Source organism: Bacillus sp. GMs2/2, assembly GCF_050172095.1.
GTDB lineage: Bacteria > Bacillota > Bacilli > Bacillales > Bacillaceae_G > Bacillus_A > Bacillus_A cereus.
The window spans coordinates 21,551-44,531 of sequence record NZ_JBNLYE010000008.1 but is presented as its reverse complement, the minus strand read 5'-3'; the positions used below and the strand labels follow the sequence as shown (position 1 = coordinate 44,531).

The following is a 22,981-nucleotide window of genomic DNA, read 5'->3' as shown; positions in this document are numbered from 1 at the left end:
AATGAAACAAGTACAAACAAAAAGGGATTGGAAAAAACTTGCATACGACGTAGTGGAAGAGAAAATGATTACGAAAGAAGATGCAATAGCGATATTAGAAGCTGATGATACAGAAGTTTTAGAAATTATGAATGCAGCTTACATTATTCGCCATCATCACTTTGGTAAGAAAGTAAAATTGAATATGATTATTAATACGAAATCTGGATTATGTCCTGAAGATTGTGGATATTGCTCACAGTCTATTATTTCAGAAACACCGATTGATAAATATGCATGGTTAACGCAGGAGAAGATTGTAGAAGGGGCACATGAAGCAATACGCCGTAAAGCAGGTACATATTGTATTGTAGCGTCTGGTCGTCGTCCGACGGATAAAGAGGTAAATCACGTAATTGGAGCAGTTAAGGAAATTCGTGAAACGACAGACTTGAAGATTTGTTGTTGTTTAGGTTTCTTAAATGAAGATCAAGCAGGACGTTTAGCGGAAGCAGGCGTGCACCGTTATAATCACAACTTAAATACACATGCAAATAATTACGATAGTATTTGTTCAACTCATACGTATGATGATCGTGTTGATACAGTTCAAAAAGCAAAACAAGCTGGTATTTCACCATGCTCTGGAGCAATTTTTGGCATGGGAGAAACAATTGAAGAGCGTGCTGAAATTGCATTTGAATTACAACGTATAGATGCAGATTCTATCCCTTGTAATTTCCTTGTTGCTGTAAAGGGGACACCTCTTGAAGGGCAAAAAGAGTTAACGCCAGTAGAATGTTTAAAAGTACTTGCAATGATGCGTTTTGTAAACCCAACAAAAGAAATTCGTATTTCAGGAGGACGTGAAATCAATTTACGTTCTGTACAGCCAATCGGTTTATTTGCAGCAAATTCTATTTTTGTCGGGGACTACTTAACGACAGCTGGGCAAGAGCCGACTGCGGACTGGGGTATGATTGCAGATTTAGGATTTGAGATTGAAGAATGTGCATTATAAGATAGATGAAAAAGCAAACTTGTAAAAGAGTTTGCTTTTTTGTAAATAAAATGTAATAAATAGTTGTGAACGCTTGATACTATTGGTTTTTGAACGAAAAAAAGAATTTTTGTGGACGAATTTTCCAAGCCCTAGTTGTACATAGTAAATATGTAATTTATATTGGGTTGGAGGATTTTACATGTACAAATACATATTAGCGATTATGACTTGTTTAATTTTAATAAAAGCAATAAGTTCTGATCCAGTTAAGGCTGCTGAAAATCCTGAACAAAAAGAGATGCAACAAAGAATCGAACAACACTTTCGAACGAAAGCTGAACATTTTGGATTGAAAACGGAAGGAAAAGATTTAAAGGAAGTTAGAAAAGAAATTACTATTATAGAAGAAGCGAAAAAAAGAGAGAATGTATGGAGAACAGCACAAGCTCTTCATATAAAAACAGAAGGAAAAACGATGAATGAATTAATAAAAGATGTACAAAAAAAGGTGAAAAAATAAAAAGAGGCCGCAGCCTCTTTTTTTTATGCCCATTGTTTTGATAAGTGAGCCATTTCAATTGCAGCAACAGCTGATTCATATCCTTTATTACCAGCTTTCGTACCTGCGCGTTCAATCGCTTGTTCAATTGTTTCTGTCGTTAATACGCCGAAAATAACTGGGATGTCCATTTGTAGTGATAAAGACGCAACACCTTTTGCTACTTCATTACAAACGTAATCGTAGTGAGTTGTAGCACCTCGGATTACAGTACCTAGTGTAATAACAGCATCATACTTTCCGCTACTAGCCATCTTTTTAGCGATTAAAGGAATTTCAAATGCACCAGGAACCCAAGCAACATCAATATCATTTTCTTCTACACCGTGACGCTTTAATCCGTCTAAAGCTCCGCCAAGTAACTTACTTGTAATAAATTCGTTAAAACGTCCAACAACAACTCCAACTTTTAATCCTGTACCAACTAAATGACCTTCGAATACCATAATAAATCTCTCCTTTAATTATAAGTTTAGTAAGTGTCCTAATTTATTTACTTTCGTTTGTAAATATGATTTATTTTCTTCTTTTGCCGGCATTTGCAACGGTACACGCTCGACTACTTCTAAATCGTAACCTTGTAAGCCAGCAATTTTTCTTGGGTTATTCGTTAATAATCGTAAGCTTTGTAAACCTAAATCTTTTAATATTTGAGCACCGATACCGTAATCACGAAGATCAGCAGGGAAGCCGAGTTTTTCATTTGCTTCTACAGTATCGAATCCTTCTTCTTGTAATTTATAAGCGCGAAGCTTATTAAGAAGCCCAATGCCTCTTCCTTCTTGTCTCATATAAAGAAGAACACCTTTTCCTTCACGCTCAATTTGAGCAAGTGCTGCATGGAGTTGTGGTCCGCAATCGCAGCGATGTGAACCGAATACATCTCCTGTTAAGCATTCAGAATGAACACGTACAAGTACCGGTTCACCTGTTGAAATATCACCTTTTACAAGTGCGATATGTTCTTTCGTATCTAATGAGTTAGAATAGCCAATTGCGTGGAAAGTACCGAAATCTGTAGGTAATGTAATTTCCACTTCTCTCGTCACAAGTGTTTCATGATGGCGGCGATAAGCAATTAAATCTTCTATTGTAATCATTTTTATATCAAATTGTTTTGCGCATTCTATTAAATCAGGTACACGTGCCATCGTGCCGTCCTCATTTATAATTTCGCAAATAACTCCAGCTGGTTCGGCACCGCATAGCTTTGCTAAATCAACAGCAGCTTCTGTATGACCTGCACGACGCAGGACACCGCCTTCTTTCGCAATTAATGGAAAGATATGTCCAGGTCGATTGAAATCAGCGCCTTTTGATGCGGGGTTTAACAATTCTTGTATCGTAGTTGCACGTTCGTGAGCGCTAATCCCTGTTGTTGTAGAAACATGGTCAATGCTCACTGTAAACGCAGTATGATGTGAATCTGTATTATGAGATACCATTGGTTCTAATTGTAGACGTTCTGCGTACCCTGCTGTAATCGGTACACAAACGAGACCACGGCCATGTGTAATCATAAAGTTAATTGTTTCTGGTGTAATGTACTCTGCTAAAGCAATAAAATCGCCTTCATTTTCTCGGTTTTCATCATCACATACGATAACGACTTTACCTTGTTTTAAATCTTCTAGAGCTTCTTCAATACGATGAAACATTGTGCTTCCCCCTTATAGAAATCCGTTTTCTTGTAAAAAGCTTTCAGTCATTGAACCTACTCGTTTTGTAGGTTTAGTAATAAAGCGTTCGATATATTTACCAATCATGTCACACTCAATGTTTACGATATCTCCGGCATTTTTTTCCCCAATGACAGATTCGCTTACTGTGTGCGGGATGAGTGAAATCGTTATGGAAGATTCGTCTATAGCAAATATCGTTAAACTCGTTCCATCAACAGCAATGGACCCTTTCTGCAAACAATAGCGCAGCAGTTCATCAGAAATTGCTATTTTGTAATAGACGGCATTGTAATGTTGTTTTTTATTTAAAATCGTTCCGATGCCATCAATATGTCCTGAAACGAAATGTCCACCGAATCGTCCGTTTGCAGCCATTGCTCGTTCTAAATTTACTTTAGAGTGCGGTTTAAGTATACGAAGTGATGTCGACTGCATCGTTTCGGGCATTGCATCAACTGTAAATGAAGTAGTTGTAAAGTTTGTTACAGTTAAGCAAATACCGTTAACCGCGATACTATCACCTAAGTGAACATCTGATAAAATTTTCTTTGCATGAATCGTTAATTTCATCGCTTCTCCGCTTTGTTGCATGTTTGCTATCGTTCCTAATTCTTCTACAATTCCTGTAAACATTTCGTCACCTCGTTTCGGGCATTCGCAACGATTTTTATATCATCACCAATTTGTTTCATCTCTTGAATTTTCAAGGAAAGCGCATCTTGTAATTTTGAAAAACCATTTCCTCCAAATAAAGTAGGAGCATCTTTCCCACCAATTAATTTCGGGCTTATATAGGTTACAATTTCATTAAAATTGTTTGTTTTTAAGAAACTTGCATGAATCGATTGGCCACCTTCAACGAATAGAGAAAGAATTTGTTTCTCTCCAAGAAAGGAAAGAAGGTCCTCGATTTCTATATGCTTCGTTTCCATTTGGAATATAGCTATATTTTTAGATTCATAAGAAGATATCTTCTCTTTCTTTACATCCTTACCGACAATAATCCATGTCGGTGCTAAACCATCTGTTATAACATGAGAAGATGGTGGCGTTCGTAAATGGGTATCTAAAACAACGCGAATAGGATGTTTCCCACCATTTGGAATTCTTGTTGTTAAATGAGGATTATCAGCTATAACTGTATTCACTCCAACAAGAATTGCATCATGTGTATGGCGATATTGGTGAACATCAGCACGTGCTTCTTCACCTGTAATCCACTTACTTTCACCAGTTACAGTTGCTGTTTTTCCATCTAAGCTCATCGCTGTTTTGATTGTTACAAAAGGGCGTTTCGTTTTCATGTAGTGAAAAAAGTAGCGATTTAATAAAACTGCTTCTGCTTCAAGAACACCAGTAGTTACTTCAATTCTAGCTTCCTCTAATCTTCTTTTTCCGTTACCAGAAACGAGCGGATTACAATCGAGAGTAGCAATTACAACACGCTTAACTCCTTTTTCGATGAGCAATTCACAGCAAGGTGGTGTTTTTCCAAAGTGGCTACACGGTTCCAGTGTTACATAAACGGTAGCGTCTTTGGCGTTCTGACCAGCCATTTGAAGGGCATGAACTTCTGCGTGTTCTTCACCAGCTCGTAAATGAGCGCCCATACCAACGATGTTTCCATCTTTTACAACAACAGCACCAACCATAGGATTTGGACTTGTTTGTCCTGATGTTCCTTCTGCTAACTGCAGGGCAATCCTCATATATTCTTGATCTGTCATTTTCTTCACCTCTCCAAAAAAAATCAAAAAACCCCAAGGATTTAATATCCTTGGGGTTTGGGAGACGTGATTTCTAGAAATATAGTTTGAATACGAAAGCATAGGAAAGAAACCTAACGATAATTGATATTTTTGCATAAGGAAAAAACCTAGCAAAATATCGAATTTTTAAACGCTAGTTGTCTCTTTTTATTTCAGTATAAAAAATAAGTATAGAAAATTAAACATATATAAAGAATCAAAATGAATCTTTAAAAATATGCATACTGAAATAAAAGTGTATTCACTATATAAAAAACTAGAAACATATCCTTCTCCCATCCAGACTATACTGTCGGCCCTAGAGTTTCACTAGATCCACCGTTTTCGAGTTGAAAACGGGTCACGGACTTAGAAGTTTTCACTTCATCACCGCCGGTTGGGAATTTCACCCGACCCCGAAGGATGCTGTTTGCTCAAATTATAGCACAAAAAAAATAAAAGGCTAGTAAAAAATATTCGAATGTGAAGAATTGTGTGAAAATATATGCAGGCTGGAATGGAAATAAAAGTATTAGAAATGTTGTAAAGAGAAGGGATATAACGGAGTTGCTAAAAAGAAAAAACATGCACAAAAAAATGTGCATGTCACATGTAAAATTATTCTGCCTCTGGTGCTCTAACAACAGACTCGAATTTACCTTTATGCGAAGCGTCGCAATAAGGCATATTTTTTGATAAACCACAACGGCATAAAGAAAATGCCGGTTTTGCTGGGAATACATTCCCTTGTGAGTCGACTAATTCCACGTCCCCTGTAACGCGAAAAGAGCCATTATCATTTACTTTAATTTGTACTTTTGCCAACGTCATCCCTCCTTCCCAAACGCTTAATTTCATCATATAATCAAGGGAAGTGCTTGGCAATATAAAGTGAAACTTTAATTAGTGAGGGAGGCATCCCCCACTAATTATTAGTTGAACCAATCGGGCTTTTAGGGGCAGTTAATCTCTTACCTAACTTCTTTGTTTCAGCCGAATTTTGAGGTGGGAGTTTTACTGCCCGCAAATAGCGGAGAAAAAAGAGCACTTTGTTTGAGAAAGAAGAGAGTGTTATAATAGTTTTCATAACTGACTAGAGTAAGGTGACGAGAGATGGATAAACAATTACATACATTACGAAACATTGCAAATGAGCGCACGTGGGCATCATTTTTGAATGATAATCATCCATATAGTTTGTTACATTGGTCCATTGCAGGTGTAGGGCAAGAGGCAAAGGATGTTTGGTTACTTCAAGATGAAGTAACATTTCAAACGACAGAATTCCCAACGTTAGATGATGCAATGCAATGGATTTCTGAAAATATGGAACAAGTTACAGACGTTTTAGCGCAATAAAAAACAGGCTTATGCAAGCCTGTTTTTTGTTTCTTTCACATATGTGTTTAAAAATTGATCGACGGCTGCTTCGTACTCTTCTTTATTTTCGTTATAAGAGCAAGCGTGTGCACCGTGTTCTGCAATATAAAGCTGCTTATTATTTTCTTTCGCTTCATATAACGCTTTTGTCATATCAGCTAAAATATAGTCGTCATCTTTACTATGAATAAAGAGAACGGGATTGTTAATGTTTTTTATACAGTCGATTGGTGAAACTTCACGAATTGTATAACCGTCACGAACTTTCAAAAATGCGTTTGCTAAAGGTAATAAAGGCCATTTTGGTAAATGGAATTCAACCTTTAAACGGTGCTGTAATTGTCCGTGAAAATCAGAGAAAGGACAATCTGCAATATAGAAATCAGCACCATCTTCTACAAGTCCTGCGTATTGAAGAAGTGTTGCAGCTCCCATAGATTCACCATGAATACCAAGTGTAATATTGGTGCCAAAACGGTTTTTTAGCCAGTCAACTACGGATTTTAAATCATGTTTTTCATAGTATCCATAGCTTGTTGTTTTTCCGCCAGTTTTACCATGACGACGATGATCGTAAATGAGGACGTTATATCCTCTTTTTAAGAATAAGTTTGCATATTTTACAGAGTTTATTTTATTTACAGTTACACCGTGGCAAAAAACCATAAACTTATTGGTGGAATGACCAGCAGGAATGTAATATCCGTGAAGGTCGTATCCGAATTGTGAAGGGATATGAATTTCTTCTTTATGAAGAGCATCAAAATCCTCTATACGAAAATGTTTTTTCGTTTCTCTTTCGAGTACTTCTTCCTCTGTTTTTTTCTTTAAGTACATCACTTTATTTGTAAAGAAAATCCCAAGGGCAGTTATTGCACCTAGTATAGTAAACAATGCTGCAAAAAAACGTTTCATACTTTACCTCATCCTCCAAATACCGTTACATGTGATACACTTATATTGTATCACAATGATATAAAAGGGGAGAAATAGGAAATGCTGCATATACAAAAAATTACGCCAGCGATGAAAGAAACAATCCGAATGTTCATGTGTGAGAACTGGGGAAGTTCATTGATGGTTTCACGTGGTAAGGGACATCAGTTAGAAGAGTTGCCAGGATTTGTTGCGCTCTTAGATGACAGAATAATCGGAATTATAACGTATGAAGTGACCGGGAATATGTGCGAAATTGTATCGCTAGATAGCTTTGAAGAAAGAAAAGGAATAGGGACGAAACTTGTGGATTGTGTATTACAAGTTGCAGAAGAAGAACGGTGCAGACAGGTTTGGCTTATTACAACAAATGATAATATGAATGCGTTACGATTTTACCAAAAACGTAATTTTGTAATGACTAATTTATATGTGAATGCGGTAGAGGAGGCACGAAAAATAAAGAAAGAAATTCCACGTATTGGATATGATAATATCCCAATTTTACATGAAATTCAGTTGGAGTATCGTTTAGTGAAATGATGTAACAATTTTCAGAAATGTGAGTTATTAATCTTGACGGATAGTGTAATTTAGGTTACCGTAAATTTGTAATCTATTACCATATTAAGGGGTGACGATGTGGCAACTATACGTGATGTTGCAAAATTGGCAGGTGTTTCAGTCGCAACCGTTTCACGAGTTATTAATGAAAAAGGATACGTTCATGAGGACACAGTAAAACAAGTAAAGGAAGCAATTGAAGAATTACGTTATAGGCCAAACAGTGCAGCGAAGCCACTATTTAAAGAGAATTCAACGATAATTGCATTACTTGTAGATAATTTATGTAACCAATCAAACATCACTTTGCTACATTGTATTGAGGAAATAGCATATAAAGAAGGTTATCAAATCATTATTTGTAATATAGAGAATAAAGATAGATACATACATATGCTGAAGCAAAATAACATTGCAGGTGTTATTTTGACAAGAGCAGTTTTTAAAAGTGTAGGAAAAATTCCATTTCCGTTTGTTGTGATCGATGAGCAACAATCACATGGAAATTATTATGAAAGTGGACAGAGAGCTGTTTCTTTATTAAAAGAGAAAGGGTGTCACTTTCTTGCATATTTCGGTGAGGGAGAAGAAAGTGAAGAAATGGAAGATCATATAGCAGGGTTTTTAGACGCTGTTTGGGATGAAGGAATCTCTTATCGAGAAGAATGTGTACAAGGGTATACAAATAAACAATTTATTACATTATTGCAAAACAATCCGTATGTAGATGGAATTGTAGCCTCAAGTGATCAGATTGCTATTGAGTTAATTCGGTCAGCGAGATTTCTAAATATACATATACCAGATAAATTAAAAATTGTTGGACCGAACGGGAGTATAGAGTGTGAATGGATAGGTTCATCACTACCGACAATTGAAAGCTATGTCAAAGATAACGGAAAAGTAGCTTTTCAACAATTAAAAGGAAAAATAAAAAAGTAAAAGGTGCGTTTTATACGCACCTTTTTATAATGTAATTGCGGCAATAAAGCCAAATATAAGTAACGGTATATTGTAATGTAGAAAAGTGGGTACACATGTATCCCATATATGATGGTGCTGACCATCAGCATTTAAACCGGATGTTGGTCCAAGGGTACTATCCGATGCTGGAGATCCTGCGTCACCTAGTGCTCCGGCTGTACCGATAATTGCAATTGTGGCCATTGGACTAAATCCAAGCTGAATGCAAAGAGGTACAAAAATGGTTGTTAAGATAGGGATGGTTGAAAAGGATGAACCAATTCCCATCGTAACGAGAAGTCCAATAACGAGCATAAGAAATGCAGCGAGTGGTTTGTTATTTCCGATTATATGTGCACTCGTTTGCACCAGAGATTCAACATGTCCTGTTTTTCGAAGAACAGCGCCGAATCCAGCGGCAGCAATCATAACAAAGCCAATGAAGGACATCATACGCATTCCGCTTGTTAATATCGCATCTGCTTCTTTAAGTGGTAGACTGCCACTAACTGATAAGACGATAATACCTGCTAAAGCACCGAAAATCATTGATTCGGTTGTTAATTGAACAGTTAATGTAGCAATAATAGATAATAACCCGAAAGTAATGCTACGTTTTGTATAGGGAACGATTTCATTTTCGGTAGTATGAATTTGTTCTGTTTCATACGTACGAGGTTTTCGGTACGTAATGAATACCGCTACACATAATCCAATAATCATACCAATTGCTGGAATAGTCATTGCTTTTGGAATAAGTGTGACATCAAATGTAAGGCCGCTTTGCGCAGCGTTGGTTTGTAATACGTCATGATAAATTTTTCCGAATCCTGCAGGGATCCACATATAAGGAGTAATCAATCCAAATGTAATAATACATGTGACAAGTCTGCGATCCACTTTCAGCTCATTTAATACTTTTAAAAGTGCTGGAATTAAGATGGGGATGAAAGCAATGTGAACAGGAATCAAATTTTGTGAGAAACAAGCCATCGTTAAAATAATGAATAAAATAAGTATTTTAGAATAAACTTGTTTTTTCGTGTCTTGTTCATTGCCAATCCATTTTAATGCAGTTTGAATCATAGCATCTGGAAGTCCTGTTTTGGAAAGGGAAATAGCGAAACCACCAAGCATTGCATAACTTAAAGCGATTGGAGCACTATTTCCAAGACCAGTTGTAAAAGTGTTAATTGTTTCTGAAATACCGAGTCCGCCGATAATTCCGCCTGTTAAAGCTCCAACAATGATGGCGACAATGACCTGGACACGTAACAAACTAAGCAATAGCATAATTGCTACTGCGACGAGTACAGCGTTCATAATAAATGTAATCTCCCTAAATATTTATTCTGTTAAGACAGGTAAATATGAAATGTTTTGCTATGTTTATACATACTTGCGACATATTATTATAAAATGTTTTCTATGAAATGTAAAAGAGCCTTTTGTTACTAATGCTGAAAAGCTAGCTCTTGTTTAATTGATTGCAAAGAATTAGCGAATAATTCTGGTTCTTCTAAATCAGGAGAATGTGCTGAATTTGGGAACCAAATCATCTTTTTTATAGGCGCTTCAATAATATCGCAATATTCTTGAACGAGTGCATAAGGAGTTTGATAATCATAGCGACCAGAACAAAAATAAACTGGAATAGATAAACTTGAGATAGAAGAAAAGAAATCGATTGTCAGCATTTCTTCCCATAAAACGCCAGATTTTAAATTTCCTGCGAGAAACTTGAACCAATCTAATAGCGTATACTCAGGAGAAAAGAAACCTTTTCGTATGAAAGAAAAGGAAGATCCGTTTTGGATTGCGCCTCCAAATGTGCCAAGCCACTTTCTTTGAATAATGAGACGTCTCGTATCTAAAAATGGTGGTTTGCCTAATTTTAAAAGGGAAGCTAATGCCTTTTTATGATCATGTTTTTTTGCAGAATGAATTAAATGTTGATATAGCAATTCTTCATTTTGTTTCATATGTACAATTTGCCCAATACCGATGTAAGCCTCGATATACTTTGGATATTGATGTGCTATGTTAAGCCCAATAATACTTCCCCAAGAATGACCAGCGAGAAATAGTTTTTGTTTGTTGAACCTTTTAAGTACATATTGAATCACTTCTTTTGCATCGGAAACGAATTGTTCGATTGTGAAATTTGCTCCGAAATCTTTCAGTGAAAAGGATTTACCAGCCCCGCGCTGATCCCAATTAATAACAATAAATTGCTTCTCTAATTCTTTTTGAAAATGGCGAATAAATCCGATTTGTGCCATCCCAGGTCCGCCGTGACAGCATAATAAAATAGGTTGCTCTACGTTTTGTCCACGCATAAGGAGAGTTTGTTTTCGATTATTAATCATAACGCTTTCTATCGTAGCGATACTATTAGGAATGAGTTGTTTGTTTTCATTATAGAACTGAGGGGTGTAGCTACGAAAAAGCATATTGAAAACCTCCTTTTGTGAAATCGTATGAATCGCACAGGCTATTCATTTTGCATATACTGTTAGAAAATCATTGTAACATACCATACTAGTGTCATTTCAACACGGGAGGAGGGAAATTGTGACGATTGGAGAAATTATAGATGGTTTAAATAGACGTGAACCCATCGCTATTATAGCAAAACGTCTTGAAATAAGCCCGTATACATTATCGAAGAAATTAAGATTGATTGGATACGAATATGATGGAGAGCAGAAGAAACGTATTTTTGTAGGAGATGGAGAAGAACCACGTCACTTACAACTCCAAGAAGCGACCGCCCTTCAATATGAGAAAACAGATTATCAATTGTTAATTTATGAGCAATTACAAAGCATTTATGAATTATTAAGAAAAAGAGAAGAAGTAATTGTACCAATTATGAGTAAAAGTACAGAGAAGAAGAGACGAACCTTTTCTATTAATACAGAAATATTATCACAATTGGACCTTATATCAGAATCGAAAGGAGTTCAAAAATCTAAACTTGTAGAAGAGGCGTTGCACCAATTTTTACAGCAATATGAAGTTGACAAAACATCACATTTTGATAACTAAAGAAAAGGATACTATGTTCATTGGAAGAACGAGTATCCTTTTTATGATGTATATTACATATAAAATAGAGGATCAGTATAAATCCTTTATGGCGTGAAAAATGAAATTTATTATTAGAGAAACACTTAATTTACTTTTTGAATTCTTCCATCAATAACTGGCTGAATTGGTTCTTTTAATTGTTTTACGTAATCGACTAACGCTTCAAAGTCGTTTGGACCAGTTTCTGCATTTTTACCATTTTTAAATGATACGAATCCGTCACCGCCAGAAGCTAAGAAGGCATTTGCAACTACGCTATACATTTTAGATGGAGATAATTCTTCACCGTTTGTTAAACGTATATTTGTAACTTTTTCACCGTTTGGTTTATTTGCATCCCACGTATATTGAATACCTGAAATTTGAAGCATTCTTGTTGTTCCTTTTTGCCATTGCTGATTTAAAATATCGCGAATGTCTTGACCTGTTAAATCTACTTTAATTAATTGATTTCCAAAAGGTTGAATGCCGTATAACTCACCCCACGTAATATCACCAGCATCTAAGTCATTACGAATGCCACCAGGATTCATGAGGGCGATTTGAGTTTGCATTGTTTGACGCTGAGCATCGGCAACTAAATTTCCAAGAGTGGACTCACCAGCATCATTTTGTTTACGGTCGATAGGTGCTGTAGATTTTCCGACTACTTCATTTACAAGTGGTGCAATTTTTTCTTTATATTGATCTAGTTTTTTCTTTACTTGTTTATCAGGTTCTACACCTTCATGATACGTTGTAACAACTTCAGCTTTTTTCTTTACAATATCCTTTGTTTTACGATCAATTGTTACATCCACGTCTGAGAAAGCCGTTCCGTATGAATTTGCTTGGACAATTAGTTTATTATTTACTGTACCATTTACATACGTATGACTATGTCCACCGAAAATAACATCAACTTCTGGGTCTGTTTCATTTGCAATTCGAGTAAGATCGCCATTTGTTACCCCAGACTCATCGGTTGTTCCACCGACATGAGCAAGAACGACGATAGATTTAACGCCGAGACGTTTTAATTGTTGTGTTGATTTATTAATTGCTTCTACTTCATCAGTAATTTGTACATTGTTAAGCATCGTAGGCATAACGACATTTGGTGTATCAGTTGTAACAACCCCAATGAATCCTACAGGAACACCATCTACCATTTTTACAGTAAACGGTGGTAAAAATAAGCGGCCAGTTGATTTGTTGTAGAAGTTAGCAGCTACATAGGGGAAGTTAGCTCCTTTGAAATTTCCTGTTTTTTCATGATATCCACCGTAAATGAGGCGTTGCATTTCATCAATACCTTCATCAAATTCATGGTTTCCGATTGTACCAACATCAAATTTTAAGTCATTTAAAAATTCAATTGTCGGTTCATCTTGTAATAATGCTGAAACTGGTGGACTAGCTCCGACGATATCACCAGCATGTACGAGAAGTGTATTAGGGTTTTGTTTTTTACGTTCTTTTAAATAAGTAGCTAAGTAATCAGCGCCACCAGCTTCTTTATTATTGATTTTTTTAACAGTATCTAGTTGTCCATGGAAATCATTAATACCAAGCATTTGTACGTCTATGTAGCGGTTTTGTTCAGCTGGATTCTGAGATGGGGGAGCGGCAAATACGCTTGAAAAAGTAATGGTGCTTAAAACAGCAACGGCAGGAATAATTTTTTTCCACATAATATAATTCTCCTTTTTTTATAATCTGACATCATACGACATAATTTTAATAGATTCATAGGATTATAGCTACACAAAATTTTAGTCTTTTCGAAAAATTAATATATTTACAAAAAGTGAATAATAGAGTAAAGACCCTTTTTTATTGTCGATTTCATCGTGTATCTACTATAATGGAGAAAAAAGTAAAAGGTGAGTAGCATGAAGAAAAAGAAACAAAGACAAATGCAAAGACAATCGCAAGTGAATCAACCAAAGAAAGAAACACTTACATTAGGCGATCAATTAAATGATTCACTCATGCAACAATTAAAGAGTAAGAAGAAAGAGTTGCAAGTGAGAGAAGAGGAAAAAGAGGCAGCTGAACTGGAAAGAAAGCGCCAAGAACAAAAAGAGCGTGAAAAGAATAAATCATTTGAAGAACTGCTAAGTGAAAGTAACCTTACTTGGAAAGACTTTAAATAATAAAAAATGATCAGTGAAATACCACTGATCATTTTTTGACGAGCTTGTAAGAAAAGGGGAGTTAGAATGAGAAAAATTGTCGTTGTTCCACATGAAAACCATTGGAGTGAAAAATTTCAAATGGAGGCTAAAAGATTAAAATCAGCGATGCCAGAAACGGTAAAAATTCATCATATTGGAAGTACGTCAGTTCCTGGACTGGCAGCTAAACCTATTATTGATATGATCATGGAAGTAGAAAATATCGAAAGAGTAGATGGGTGGAATGAACGATTTATAGAGCTTGGTTACATCGTAAAAGGGGAAAATGGTATTTCAAGACGCCGATATTTTATTCATGGAACTGAAGAAAAACGTTCGTATCATTTACACGTGTTTGAAAAAGGAAATCCAGAGATAGTAAGGCATTTAGCATTTCGTGATTATATGATGGCTCATTGTGAAGAAGCAGAGACATATGCAACCTTAAAGAAAGAATTAGCCGAAAAGTATACATATGATGGCGCGTTATATACGGAAGGAAAAAATGAGTTTGTGCGCAATGTGGATGAAAAAGCGAAAGAATGGAGAAAAAATAACGTGAATGAATGAATTCACGTTATTTTTTAACTATATAAAAGTGTTATGTAAACTGTACGTATGTTTTGACTTTTGGGATGAATCTTGTTGAAATAAAGTTGTGGCTTATAAAAAATGTAACAATGAAAGGGAGACGACTGTGCATATTCCAACAACTACACTTCATAATGGCGTGAAAATGCCGATGATTGGTCTAGGCGTATATAAAGCGAAAGAAGGAGACGAAGTAAAGCAAGCAGTAAAAACAGCGTTAGAAGTTGGATACCGTTCGATTGATACAGCAACTGTATATGAAAATGAAAGCGGTGTCGGAGAGGCGATACGTGAATCAGGAATTCCAAGAGAAGATCTATTTATTACAACAAAAGTATGGAACGACGATCAAGGATATGAGGAGACACTCGAGGCATTTGAAAAGAGTTTAAAAAAATTACAAATGGACTATGTAGATTTATATTTAATACATTGGCCGGTAAGAGGGAAGTATGTTGATACGTACCGAGCTTTGGAAAAATTGTATGAAGAAGGTAAAGTGCGCGCGATTGGTGTTTCTAATTTTCATAAACATCATTTAGAACTATTATTACCAAATTGCAAAGTGAAGCCGATGGTAAACCAAGTGGAACTTCATCCGATGTTGACGCAATTTGAGTTGCGCAATTATTGTCAAGATGAGCAAATTCAAATGGAAGCATGGAGTCCGTTAATGAGGGGCGGAGAAGTATTCCAGCATCCAATCATTCAGGCTATTGCTAACAAATATGAAAAAACACCTGCACAAGTTATATTAAGGTGGGATATTCAAAGCGGGATTGTTACAATTCCTAAATCTGTTACACCATCTCGTATTAAAGAAAACTTTACTATTTTTGATTTTGCACTAACTGAAGAAGAGATACGTCAAATTAACACGTTGAATCGTGATTTACATGTAGGAACGAATCCTGATAAATATGATACGTTATAAAAAAGACTGTCTCCTGATACTGGAGACAGTCTTCTATTTATCGGTAATTCGATATTTTTAACGATGCAAAGCATATGTGTCATATTTAACAATCTTTTGAAGTTGTATATATTCTTCTTTCGTTAAAGGTAACTGTTGGCTAGCTCGTATATTTTCCTGTAATTGTTGAAGCGAGCTTGCACCAGGTATAACAGCTGCAACAGTCTTATTATGTAAGCAATATTGAATAGCTGTTCCTGTTAAAGAGCGTTCTCCAATCGTTTCTTTTACACTCGCTAGAGTTGTATGTAATTCATCGTAAGAATAAGAGAGATAATCCTTTTCCTTTACTCTTTCTATTTTTCTTGCATTGTTGTCAGTTAAAATTCCTTTTGCAAGTGGCCCGCGGGCAATGACGCTAATTTGGTGTTCATTCAGAAGTGGGAGCCATTCTTCAGGGCGACGATTTAAAAGGCTATATTCCATTAGTACACTAACGATGTTTGAGCGTTTTGCATACTCACGAACGACATTTGGGCGTATAGAAGAAATACCGTAATGGCGAATAATACCTTCCTTTTTCAATTCTTCAAAAGCTTCAATTGTTTCATCTATTGGATCTTCAATCGTTCCGCCATGAAGTTGGTAAAGGTCAATATAATCAGTTTGAAGTCTACGTAAACTTTCCTTTACTTCAGTCTTTATGTAAGCTTTAGAAGGATCCCAAGACCAGCCATTTTTTTCTTCTGTCCAACGATTTCCAACCTTCGTTGTAAGTACAATTTGGTCTCTTCTTCCCTTCAAGGCTTTTCCAACAAATTCTTCATTTAATCCGTAATCATATAAATCTGCTGTATCAAAAAAATTAATTCCTAAATCGATCGCTTCATCGATAATATGCATAGCTTCTGTTTCAGATGTACCGAGAGACATACAGCCAAGGCCCATTTCTGTAACAAACAAATCTGAGTTTCCTAATTGACGTTTTTTCATAGGTCAACCTCCTTACCTTTATTGTACGAGAGGGAAAAGAGGTTGACAAACGTTTACTTTTCGCTGCGCATTAACTGCCCGTAAAAGCATGATTAATGTTTCACTTTATTTGCTGTAATCCACTCTTGTACAGTTGTATACTCTTTGCTATATTGCTTTAGCTTATGGCGAATTTGCCATGCTTTTCCGACTAAAGTGACGCGATTTGGTAAAATATAAACTTTCATTTCTATCACGCTCCTTTCAATGTGGTAAAATGTATGAGGAAAGAATAGGAAATAGAACAGGGAGATGAAGTAGTGTGAGTAATCTTGCAGAGAGAACAGTAAAAACTGAGCCGATTTTTGATGGTAGAGTTATAAAAGTTCGTGTTGATGATGTAGTATTACCAAATGGAGCAATGAGTAAACGTGAAATTGTAAATCACCCTGGTGCAGTTGCTATTATTGCTATTACTGATGAGGGGAAAATTGTGCTTGTTGAGCAGTATCGTAAAGCACTTGAAAAGGCGATTATAGAAATTCCGGCTGGCAAGTTAGAACCTGGTGAAAAACCTGAGGTAACAGCAGTTCGTGAATTAGAAGAGGAAACAGGATATGTATGTGAAAATATGGAGCTCATTACTTCTTTCTATACATCTCCAGGATTCGCAGATGAAATTTTATATGTATATAAAGCGACAGGTTTGACAAAAAAAGAAAATAAAGCTGAGTTAGATGAAGATGAGTTTGTGGAATTAATGGAAGTATCGTTAGAAGAAGCGATTACTCTTATGAAAGATCTTCGTATTCATGATGCGAAGACGATGTTTGCAGTACAATATTTACAACTACAAAAATAAACACTCGCCAAAGGCGAGTGTTTTTTAATTGATTTTTGCATATACACGTGCATCACGTAAGCTACCATCTGGTGCTAGGAAATCATTTTCCATTGTACCTTCTAGAATGAATTCTAGACGTTCTGCTAAGCTACATGCATTTATATTTGTTGCATCAGTACGAATTTCAATTCTTCTAGCGCCTAGTTTATCAAAGGCGAACTGAATTGCACCTTTAACAGCTTCGGTCATATAGCCTTGTTTTGTATAGGCACTATGTAGCCAGAAGTGAAGTGAAAACTTTGGAATATCCCAGTTTTCAGGCTTTAGTGTAATTGCTCCGATGAATGTACCAGATACTTTATCGTATAAGTGAAAATCAAGTGTTTCACGAAGTAAAAACTGTCCGTGAGCTTCGCGAACAATTTCTTCAGCACTCTCTTCTGTTTCAGCGTTAATTGGTATCCACGGTACTAAGTCTTCTAGAGAAGCTTGGATTGCTTCATATACTTCTGCACCATCACCTGGAAATGGTTTACGAACTTGCAAGCGTTCAGTTTGAAATAATGTTGGAAAATCTAATAATAATGGTTTCAAGAGAAATCCCTCCTATTCTCTACTTTTTAGTTTAGCAAAGTAGAGCGGAATTTCAATGTTAATTCGTCATACTTTTTTCTTTCTTTCATACATTTTTAATAAGAGTGTGAACGGAGGGAAGAAAAATGTGGCGAAAAAATTGGCAAGACCGTGTAATGTCTCACATACAGGAAAACTCTTCATTATATATATTTAACGCCGTTTTATTATTGATGGGAGTAATATTCGGAGCCATTCTGGTGAATAGTTTACAAATCAATCAAAAACAAGATTTATCATTTTATTTACAACGTTTTTTTGGACAAGTCTCTAAAGGAGAATTTGCTATTGCGGGCGAAATGTTTCGAGAAAGTTACTTTTCGCAATTAAAATACATCGGGTTTATTTGGATTTTAGGGATTTCAATTATTGGATTACCACTTATTTTTATTTTATTATTTGTAAAAGGAGTTGTCGTTGGATTTACAGTTGGTTTTTTAGTAAGTCAGCATGGATGGAATGGACTATTATTAGCATTTGTATCTGTTTTGCCACAAAATTTAATTATCATTCCAGTCTTTCTCGTTATGACAACTATTGCTGCAAGTTTTTCTTTACGGATGATTAGGCATCAATTTATTAGAAAAATAACCGAGCCACTATTACCATTATTAATCCGTTATACATGCTTCTTTCTCGTAATTGGAGTAGTGTTAGCACTTGCTTCTAGTGTGGAGGCTTACGCATCACCAGTTTTAATGAAAGAAGTCGTTGAGGCTATTAATAAAAAATAAATACTTTTTGAGAATAATTATCAATTTGTTTTTATTGTTTTTTCTTTTGACAGAAGCCCTTCTTCTGATATAATGGTGTAAGAGTGGCGAGGAGGGAGTAGTACCGAATGGAAGAAAGAATTGAACGAATTAAGAAGCAATTACATGCAGCGAGCTACAAATTAACACCGCAACGTGAAGCAACAGTTCGTGTGCTGCTAGAAAATGAAGAAGATCATTTAAGCGCAGAAGATGTTTACCTCCTTGTAAAAGAAAAGTCGCCAGAGATCGGATTAGCAACCGTCTATCGAACTTTAGAACTATTATCTGAGTTAAAAGTTGTCGATAAGATTAACTTCGGAGACGGTGTTTCACGCTATGACTTACGCCAAGAAGGTGCGCAGCGTTTCCACCATCATTTGATTTGTACACAATGTGGTGCTGTACAAGAAATACAAGAAGATTTACTTGGTGAAGTGGAAAGGAAAGTAGAACGAGACTGGAGCTTTAAGGTGAAAGATCATCGTTTAACATTCCATGGGATTTGTAAAAATTGTCAAGAAAATGAAACGGATGAAAAATAACCTTTTCCTATTTATCTAGGAAGAGGTTTTTTATTTGAATAAGGTATAAATTGGTGAAAGCTTGGCATATGTTGTAATAACTTATATTTTGGAGGAATTTACAATGCGCCGAGCTTTAAAATTAACTTTTGATGGAATAAAAGTATTTTTATTATTTACAAGTTGTACGATTTTGTTTTATTTCGCTATACTATGGATAAATGAAGAATATGAAAGCTATCATCGTTATGAAAAACCTAAAGAAGAGACTGTAGAAAAAGTATCAGGGAATGAAGAACCGGCAAAGGATGCTTTCGTAAATAGAATGATGTTTTTCTATGAAAATGGGGAGTAGTGTAGAGTGGAAGATCAATTAAAAGATTTTATTCATTATATGGTTGTCGAAAAAGGATTAGCAAAGAATACAGTAGTATCTTATGAACGGGATTTAAAAAGCTACGTAAAGTATTTGCAAAATGTGGAACAGACGAAAACTTTTCATGAAGTGACCCGTTTACACATTGTTAACTTTTTGCAGTATTTAAAAGAGAACGGAAAATCTTCGAAAACATTGGCGCGTCATATCGCATCAATTCGTTCGTTCCACCAATTTTTACTTCGTGAACGAGCGGTAGAACACGACCCATCCGTACATATTGAAACGCCACAAGGGGAACGGAAATTACCAAAAGTATTATCAGTTGATGAAGTAGAGGCGTTACTTCAAACACCAAAAATGACAAGTGCTTTTGGGATTCGTGATAAGGCGATGCTAGAGTTACTGTATGCGACAGGACTTCGTGTTTCAGAATTGATTGCACTCAATTTAGAAGATGTACATTTAACGATGGGATTTGTTCGTTGCATAGGGAAAGGGAATAAAGAAAGAATTATTCCACTAGGAAGTTTAGCAACGGAAGCGATTCAAAAGTATATTGAAAAAGGAAGAAGAGAACTGATGGGGAAAAAAGTAGTAGATGCACTCTTTTTAAACCATCATGGTAATCGATTATCAAGACAAGGATTTTGGAAAATATTAAAACGATTAGCGAAAGAAGCAAATATTGAAAAAGAGCTTACACCTCATACGTTGCGTCATTCGTTTGCTACGCACTTATTAGAAAATGGAGCAGATTTACGTGCTGTACAAGAAATGCTTGGACATGCAGATATTTCAACGACGCAAATCTATACGCACGTTTCAAAAACTAGATTAAAAGATGTATATAAACAGTTTCATCCGAGAGCATAGTTACTATGCTCTTTTTTTCATAGATTAAGAGGGGAAGAGCGTTTCACAGAAACTTCACAAACATTTCGTATATTGTTTTCAGCAGAAGACTGGAATATTACAATGTATTTCCTCTATACTAAATAAAGTATAAAGGAGGAAATGATGATGAAAAAACTGATTATAACTTTATTTATCGCGATGCTAGCGTTGGCTGGCTGTAATACAAACAAAGAAGAACCGAAAAAAGAACAGAAACTTGAAGCTGTAAAAGTAGCAGTACAAACAAATCCGAAAGAAATTAAACCAGGTGAAAAAACAGAAGTACAAGCACTTGTTACACAAGGGAAAGAAAAAGTAACGGATGCCGATGATGTAAAGTTTGAAATTTGGAAAGATGGCGACGAAAAACACGAGATGTTAGATGGTAAGCATAAAGGAAAAGGTGTTTATGCAGTAGAGAAAACATTCGAAACGGATGGAGTATACCATATTATCGCTCACACAAATGCACGTGAAATGCACGTTATGCCAGAAGTAAAAGTTGCTGTAGGAAATGCGAAAGTAGAAGATGCAAAAAAAGAAAATAGTGATCACAGTGCAGGACATGGAGATCATAAAAGTGACACAATGATCCATCTTATGGCTGGAGACATAAATGCAAATGCTGAATCTACAATGAAAGTTCATTTAAAACAAAAAGAAGAAGCCCTAACTGGTGCTGAAGTACAATTAGAGATTTGGAAAGATGGTGTTGAAAAACACGAATTTATTCCAGCGAAAGAAGGGAATAAAGGAGAGTATGAAACAAAACATACTTTCAAAGAGAACGGTGCTTACAAAGTGAAAGTACATGTAAGAAAAGGCGAATTGCATGAACATAAAGAAGAAACAATAGAAGTAAAATAAAAAGTAGCTCTTTAGAGCTACTTTTTATTTTTAATATGAAGAAATAAATCATAAAAAAATTAGCACTTCGTTGCAGAATGGATTACAATAGAAGTGTGAAGAAAATGAGAAATTCTACGAAAATGTATTAAAAAGAAAGCGTAAACATGTTATGATATCAGTATCAGATGTCTGACATCTGACTTAGAAAAAACTAGAAATGTTTTTGAATCGTTTCAAGTAAACGAAATAGGTTAGAAAATGATTTAAAGAAGTACTGTTTGACAATGAGAATTCTTTTGGATAACAGTTTCACTTTATAGCGTTTTGAACATACTACAAGAAGTAGAACTGAACTTATAGGAGGTCGCAGTTATGAATAAATATAAACGTATATTCCTAGTCGTAATGGACTCTGTGGGAATCGGTGAAGCACCAGATGCTGAGCAATTTGGTGATTTAGGATCTGACACAATTGGTCACATTGCTGAACATATGAATGGGTTACAAATGCCTAACATGGTGAAATTAGGTCTTGGTAACATTCGAGAAATGAAAGGTATCTCTAAAGTAGAGAAACCACTTGGATATTACACAAAAATGCAAGAGAAATCTACTGGTAAAGATACAATGACAGGTCACTGGGAAATCATGGGCCTTTACATTGATACACCATTCCAAGTGTTCCCGGAAGGATTCCCGAAAGAATTACTTGATGAATTAGAAGAAAAAACAGGCCGTAAAATTATCGGTAATAAGCCAGCTTCTGGAACTGAGATTCTTGATGAACTTGGTCAAGAGCAAATGGAAACAGGCTCTTTAATCGTTTATACTTCTGCTGATAGCGTATTGCAAATTGCAGCACACGAAGAAGTAGTGCCACTTGATGAGTTATATAAAATCTGTAAAATTGCACGTGAATTAACATTAGATGAGAAATACATGGTAGGTCGTGTTATTGCTCGTCCATTCGTTGGTGAACCTGGAAACTTTACACGTACACCAAACCGTCATGACTATGCATTAAAACCATTCGGCCGTACAGTAATGAATGAATTAAAAGATAGTGACTACGATGTAATTGCTATCGGTAAAATCTCTGATATTTATGATGGCGAAGGGGTAACGGAATCACTTCGTACGAAGTCTAACATGGATGGAATGGATAAGCTTGTAGATACATTAAATATGGACTTTACAGGTCTTAGCTTCTTAAACTTAGTTGACTTTGATGCATTATTCGGCCACCGCCGTGATCCACAAGGATACGGAGAAGCTCTGCAAGAATATGATGCACGTCTTCCAGAAGTATTCGCAAAACTAAAAGAAGATGATCTATTATTAATTACAGCAGACCACGGTAATGATCCAATTCACCCTGGTACTGACCATACACGTGAATATGTACCATTATTAGCATATAGCCCAAGCATGAAAGAAGGCGGACAAGAGTTACCACTTCGTCAAACATTTGCTGATATTGGTGCAACAGTAGCAGAAAACTTCGGTGTGAAAATGCCAGAATACGGAACAAGCTTCTTAAATGAGCTAAAGAAATAGGGGGATA

The 22,981-nt window shown here is 35.8% G+C and carries 28 protein-coding genes and 1 riboswitch; of the genes, 16 read left to right on the top strand and 12 right to left on the bottom strand.

Translation table 11 applies throughout. The features are described 5' to 3' along the window. Position 1 precedes the first annotated feature (1 nt). Together bioB and ACQGS6_RS02905 are read left to right on the top strand one after the other, a co-directional pair. A complete protein-coding gene (gene bioB, locus ACQGS6_RS02910) occupies positions 2-1,000 on the top strand; it encodes a biotin synthase (RefSeq protein ID WP_426964872.1) in 999 nt (332 codons plus the stop codon). A gap of 181 nt (positions 1,001-1,181) precedes the next feature. Continuing rightward, positions 1,182-1,502, top strand: coding sequence for a hypothetical protein (locus ACQGS6_RS02905; RefSeq protein ID WP_000280032.1), 321 nt, complete (start codon positions 1,182-1,184; stop codon positions 1,500-1,502). 23 nt (positions 1,503-1,525) lie between these two features. Here ACQGS6_RS02905 and ribH read toward each other — a convergent pair whose 3' ends face one another. From ribH to ACQGS6_RS02880, 5 genes are all read right to left on the bottom strand, one after another. After that, positions 1,526-1,987: a 6,7-dimethyl-8-ribityllumazine synthase gene (gene ribH, locus ACQGS6_RS02900; RefSeq protein WP_000230895.1), complete on the bottom strand. Its 462-nt coding sequence runs from the start codon at positions 1,985-1,987 to the stop codon at positions 1,526-1,528. A gap of 18 nt (positions 1,988-2,005) precedes the next feature. After that, positions 2,006-3,199 carry a bifunctional 3,4-dihydroxy-2-butanone 4-phosphate synthase/GTP cyclohydrolase II gene (gene ribBA / locus ACQGS6_RS02895; protein ID WP_000468983.1) on the bottom strand — a complete coding sequence of 398 codons (1,194 nt, stop codon included), beginning with the start codon at positions 3,197-3,199 and terminating at the stop codon, positions 2,006-2,008. Positions 3,200-3,211: 12 nt separating this feature from the next. Beyond that, positions 3,212-3,856 (bottom strand): riboflavin synthase subunit alpha, encoded by a 645-nt coding sequence (gene ribE / locus ACQGS6_RS02890; protein ID WP_000493898.1) that lies wholly within the window; start codon positions 3,854-3,856, stop codon positions 3,212-3,214. Next, the gene (gene ribD / locus ACQGS6_RS02885; RefSeq protein ID WP_000131988.1) at positions 3,838-4,950 is read right to left on the bottom strand and encodes a bifunctional diaminohydroxyphosphoribosylaminopyrimidine deaminase/5-amino-6-(5-phosphoribosylamino)uracil reductase RibD; all 1,113 of its coding nucleotides are present in this window, start codon (positions 4,948-4,950) and stop codon (positions 3,838-3,840) included. The genes ribE and ribD overlap by 19 nt, the downstream gene beginning before the upstream one ends. Positions 4,951-5,255: 305 nt before the next feature. Continuing rightward, positions 5,256-5,399: riboswitch (FMN riboswitch) on the bottom strand. A gap of 190 nt (positions 5,400-5,589) precedes the next feature. Continuing rightward, a complete protein-coding gene (locus ACQGS6_RS02880) occupies positions 5,590-5,796 on the bottom strand; it encodes a CDGSH iron-sulfur domain-containing protein (protein ID WP_001151582.1) in 207 nt (68 codons plus the stop codon). Positions 5,797-6,084: 288 nt separating this feature from the next. Between ACQGS6_RS02880 and ACQGS6_RS02875 the strand changes: the two genes are divergently transcribed. Then, a complete protein-coding gene (locus tag ACQGS6_RS02875; RefSeq protein ID WP_000360793.1) occupies positions 6,085-6,330 on the top strand; it encodes a DUF2552 family protein in 246 nt (81 codons plus the stop codon). Positions 6,331-6,339: 9 nt separating this feature from the next. Here ACQGS6_RS02875 and ACQGS6_RS02870 read toward each other — a convergent pair whose 3' ends face one another. Next, a complete protein-coding gene (locus ACQGS6_RS02870) occupies positions 6,340-7,266 on the bottom strand; it encodes an alpha/beta hydrolase (RefSeq protein WP_000819234.1) in 927 nt (308 codons plus the stop codon). Positions 7,267-7,347: 81 nt separating this feature from the next. On the opposite strand from ACQGS6_RS02870, the gene ACQGS6_RS02865 reads away from it, so the two are divergent. Beyond that, positions 7,348-7,830 carry a GNAT family N-acetyltransferase gene (locus tag ACQGS6_RS02865; protein WP_044584830.1) on the top strand — a complete coding sequence of 161 codons (483 nt, stop codon included), beginning with the start codon at positions 7,348-7,350 and terminating at the stop codon, positions 7,828-7,830. Between the two features lie 99 nt (positions 7,831-7,929). Further along, positions 7,930-8,793, top strand: coding sequence for a LacI family DNA-binding transcriptional regulator (locus ACQGS6_RS02860; protein ID WP_000201351.1), 864 nt, complete (start codon positions 7,930-7,932; stop codon positions 8,791-8,793). Between the two features lie 24 nt (positions 8,794-8,817). Here the strand turns inward: ACQGS6_RS02860 and ACQGS6_RS02855 are convergent, their stop codons facing one another. Both ACQGS6_RS02855 and ACQGS6_RS02850 read right to left on the bottom strand, forming a co-directional pair. After that, positions 8,818-10,137 (bottom strand): Na+/H+ antiporter family protein, encoded by a 1,320-nt coding sequence (locus ACQGS6_RS02855; protein ID WP_000994808.1) that lies wholly within the window; start codon positions 10,135-10,137, stop codon positions 8,818-8,820. A 131-nt stretch (positions 10,138-10,268) separates the two neighbouring features. Next, positions 10,269-11,267 (bottom strand): alpha/beta fold hydrolase, encoded by a 999-nt coding sequence (locus tag ACQGS6_RS02850; protein WP_000898966.1) that lies wholly within the window; start codon positions 11,265-11,267, stop codon positions 10,269-10,271. A gap of 121 nt (positions 11,268-11,388) precedes the next feature. Between ACQGS6_RS02850 and ACQGS6_RS02845 the strand changes: the two genes are divergently transcribed. Further along, positions 11,389-11,865 carry a ribbon-helix-helix domain-containing protein gene (locus ACQGS6_RS02845; protein ID WP_000151927.1) on the top strand — a complete coding sequence of 159 codons (477 nt, stop codon included), beginning with the start codon at positions 11,389-11,391 and terminating at the stop codon, positions 11,863-11,865. A gap of 125 nt (positions 11,866-11,990) precedes the next feature. On the opposite strand, the gene ACQGS6_RS02840 is transcribed toward ACQGS6_RS02845, so the two are convergent. Then, on the bottom strand, positions 11,991-13,580 hold the full coding sequence (locus ACQGS6_RS02840; protein ID WP_000265548.1) for a bifunctional metallophosphatase/5'-nucleotidase: 1,590 nt from the start codon (positions 13,578-13,580) through the stop codon (positions 11,991-11,993). A 201-nt stretch (positions 13,581-13,781) separates the two neighbouring features. Here ACQGS6_RS02840 and ACQGS6_RS02835 point away from each other — a divergent pair, with 201 nt between their 5' ends. The 3 genes from ACQGS6_RS02835 (at position 13,782) to ACQGS6_RS02825 (ending at position 15,591) form a co-directional block, all read left to right on the top strand. Next, a complete protein-coding gene (locus ACQGS6_RS02835; protein ID WP_000727561.1) occupies positions 13,782-14,045 on the top strand; it encodes a YqkE family protein in 264 nt (87 codons plus the stop codon). Between the two features lie 66 nt (positions 14,046-14,111). Then, positions 14,112-14,636, top strand: a complete 525-nt coding sequence (locus tag ACQGS6_RS02830) for a GrpB family protein (RefSeq protein WP_001227188.1) — start codon at positions 14,112-14,114, stop codon at positions 14,634-14,636. Between the two features lie 127 nt (positions 14,637-14,763). Beyond that, on the top strand, positions 14,764-15,591 hold the full coding sequence (locus ACQGS6_RS02825) for an aldo/keto reductase (protein WP_000547994.1): 828 nt from the start codon (positions 14,764-14,766) through the stop codon (positions 15,589-15,591). Positions 15,592-15,648: 57 nt separating this feature from the next. Here the strand turns inward: ACQGS6_RS02825 and ACQGS6_RS02820 are convergent, their stop codons facing one another. Together ACQGS6_RS02820 and mciZ are read right to left on the bottom strand one after the other, a co-directional pair. Continuing rightward, the gene (locus ACQGS6_RS02820) at positions 15,649-16,563 is read right to left on the bottom strand and encodes an aldo/keto reductase (protein ID WP_426964871.1); all 915 of its coding nucleotides are present in this window, start codon (positions 16,561-16,563) and stop codon (positions 15,649-15,651) included. Positions 16,564-16,655: 92 nt separating this feature from the next. Further along, complete coding sequence (mciZ, locus tag ACQGS6_RS02815; protein WP_000870302.1) at positions 16,656-16,790, bottom strand: Z-ring formation inhibitor MciZ; 135 nt, start codon at positions 16,788-16,790, stop codon at positions 16,656-16,658. A 74-nt stretch (positions 16,791-16,864) separates the two neighbouring features. On the opposite strand from mciZ, the gene ACQGS6_RS02810 reads away from it, so the two are divergent. Further along, on the top strand, positions 16,865-17,404 hold the full coding sequence (locus tag ACQGS6_RS02810; RefSeq protein WP_000067041.1) for an NUDIX hydrolase: 540 nt from the start codon (positions 16,865-16,867) through the stop codon (positions 17,402-17,404). 24 nt (positions 17,405-17,428) lie between these two features. Here ACQGS6_RS02810 and ACQGS6_RS02805 read toward each other — a convergent pair whose 3' ends face one another. Beyond that, positions 17,429-17,980 carry a GNAT family N-acetyltransferase gene (locus tag ACQGS6_RS02805; protein ID WP_000803479.1) on the bottom strand — a complete coding sequence of 184 codons (552 nt, stop codon included), beginning with the start codon at positions 17,978-17,980 and terminating at the stop codon, positions 17,429-17,431. A gap of 155 nt (positions 17,981-18,135) precedes the next feature. On the opposite strand from ACQGS6_RS02805, the gene spoIIM reads away from it, so the two are divergent. The 6 genes from spoIIM (at position 18,136) to deoB (ending at position 22,974) form a co-directional block, all read left to right on the top strand. Further along, positions 18,136-18,753 carry a stage II sporulation protein M gene (spoIIM, locus tag ACQGS6_RS02800; protein WP_013142149.1) on the top strand — a complete coding sequence of 206 codons (618 nt, stop codon included), beginning with the start codon at positions 18,136-18,138 and terminating at the stop codon, positions 18,751-18,753. Between the two features lie 107 nt (positions 18,754-18,860). Then, a complete protein-coding gene (locus ACQGS6_RS02795) occupies positions 18,861-19,316 on the top strand; it encodes a Fur family transcriptional regulator (RefSeq protein WP_000392657.1) in 456 nt (151 codons plus the stop codon). A gap of 103 nt (positions 19,317-19,419) precedes the next feature. Then, positions 19,420-19,650 (top strand): YqzK family protein, encoded by a 231-nt coding sequence (locus ACQGS6_RS02790; RefSeq protein WP_001250432.1) that lies wholly within the window; start codon positions 19,420-19,422, stop codon positions 19,648-19,650. Positions 19,651-19,656: 6 nt separating this feature from the next. Next, positions 19,657-20,547, top strand: coding sequence for a site-specific tyrosine recombinase XerD (gene xerD / locus ACQGS6_RS02785; protein ID WP_000390088.1), 891 nt, complete (start codon positions 19,657-19,659; stop codon positions 20,545-20,547). Positions 20,548-20,694: 147 nt separating this feature from the next. Next, positions 20,695-21,435: a FixH family protein gene (locus ACQGS6_RS02780; RefSeq protein ID WP_426964870.1), complete on the top strand. Its 741-nt coding sequence runs from the start codon at positions 20,695-20,697 to the stop codon at positions 21,433-21,435. A gap of 354 nt (positions 21,436-21,789) precedes the next feature. Next, a complete protein-coding gene (gene deoB / locus ACQGS6_RS02775; RefSeq protein WP_001046079.1) occupies positions 21,790-22,974 on the top strand; it encodes a phosphopentomutase in 1,185 nt (394 codons plus the stop codon). Positions 22,975-22,981 lie beyond the last annotated feature (7 nt).

Coding starts and splice junctions, on each gene's coding strand:
- bioB (WP_426964872.1), top strand. CDS start 2: ATGAAACAAGTACAAACAAAAAGGGATTGGAAAAAACTTGCATACGAC.
- ACQGS6_RS02905 (WP_000280032.1), top strand. CDS start 1,182: ATGTACAAATACATATTAGCGATTATGACTTGTTTAATTTTAATAAAA.
- ribH (WP_000230895.1), bottom strand. CDS start 1,987: ATGGTATTCGAAGGTCATTTAGTTGGTACAGGATTAAAAGTTGGAGTT.
- ribBA (WP_000468983.1), bottom strand. CDS start 3,199: ATGTTTCATCGTATTGAAGAAGCTCTAGAAGATTTAAAACAAGGTAAA.
- ribE (WP_000493898.1), bottom strand. CDS start 3,856: ATGTTTACAGGAATTGTAGAAGAATTAGGAACGATAGCAAACATGCAA.
- ribD (WP_000131988.1), bottom strand. CDS start 4,950: ATGACAGATCAAGAATATATGAGGATTGCCCTGCAGTTAGCAGAAGGA.
- ACQGS6_RS02875 (WP_000360793.1), top strand. CDS start 6,085: ATGGATAAACAATTACATACATTACGAAACATTGCAAATGAGCGCACG.
- ACQGS6_RS02870 (WP_000819234.1), bottom strand. CDS start 7,266: ATGAAACGTTTTTTTGCAGCATTGTTTACTATACTAGGTGCAATAACT.
- ACQGS6_RS02865 (WP_044584830.1), top strand. CDS start 7,348: ATGCTGCATATACAAAAAATTACGCCAGCGATGAAAGAAACAATCCGA.
- ACQGS6_RS02855 (WP_000994808.1), bottom strand. CDS start 10,137: ATGAACGCTGTACTCGTCGCAGTAGCAATTATGCTATTGCTTAGTTTG.
- ACQGS6_RS02850 (WP_000898966.1), bottom strand. CDS start 11,267: ATGCTTTTTCGTAGCTACACCCCTCAGTTCTATAATGAAAACAAACAA.
- ACQGS6_RS02840 (WP_000265548.1), bottom strand. CDS start 13,580: ATGTGGAAAAAAATTATTCCTGCCGTTGCTGTTTTAAGCACCATTACT.
- ACQGS6_RS02835 (WP_000727561.1), top strand. CDS start 13,782: ATGAAGAAAAAGAAACAAAGACAAATGCAAAGACAATCGCAAGTGAAT.
- ACQGS6_RS02830 (WP_001227188.1), top strand. CDS start 14,112: ATGAGAAAAATTGTCGTTGTTCCACATGAAAACCATTGGAGTGAAAAA.
- ACQGS6_RS02820 (WP_426964871.1), bottom strand. CDS start 16,563: ATGAAAAAACGTCAATTAGGAAACTCAGATTTGTTTGTTACAGAAATG.
- mciZ (WP_000870302.1), bottom strand. CDS start 16,790: ATGAAAGTTTATATTTTACCAAATCGCGTCACTTTAGTCGGAAAAGCA.
- spoIIM (WP_013142149.1), top strand. CDS start 18,136: ATGTCTCACATACAGGAAAACTCTTCATTATATATATTTAACGCCGTT.
- ACQGS6_RS02795 (WP_000392657.1), top strand. CDS start 18,861: ATGGAAGAAAGAATTGAACGAATTAAGAAGCAATTACATGCAGCGAGC.
- ACQGS6_RS02790 (WP_001250432.1), top strand. CDS start 19,420: ATGCGCCGAGCTTTAAAATTAACTTTTGATGGAATAAAAGTATTTTTA.
- ACQGS6_RS02780 (WP_426964870.1), top strand. CDS start 20,695: ATGAAAAAACTGATTATAACTTTATTTATCGCGATGCTAGCGTTGGCT.
- deoB (WP_001046079.1), top strand. CDS start 21,790: ATGAATAAATATAAACGTATATTCCTAGTCGTAATGGACTCTGTGGGA.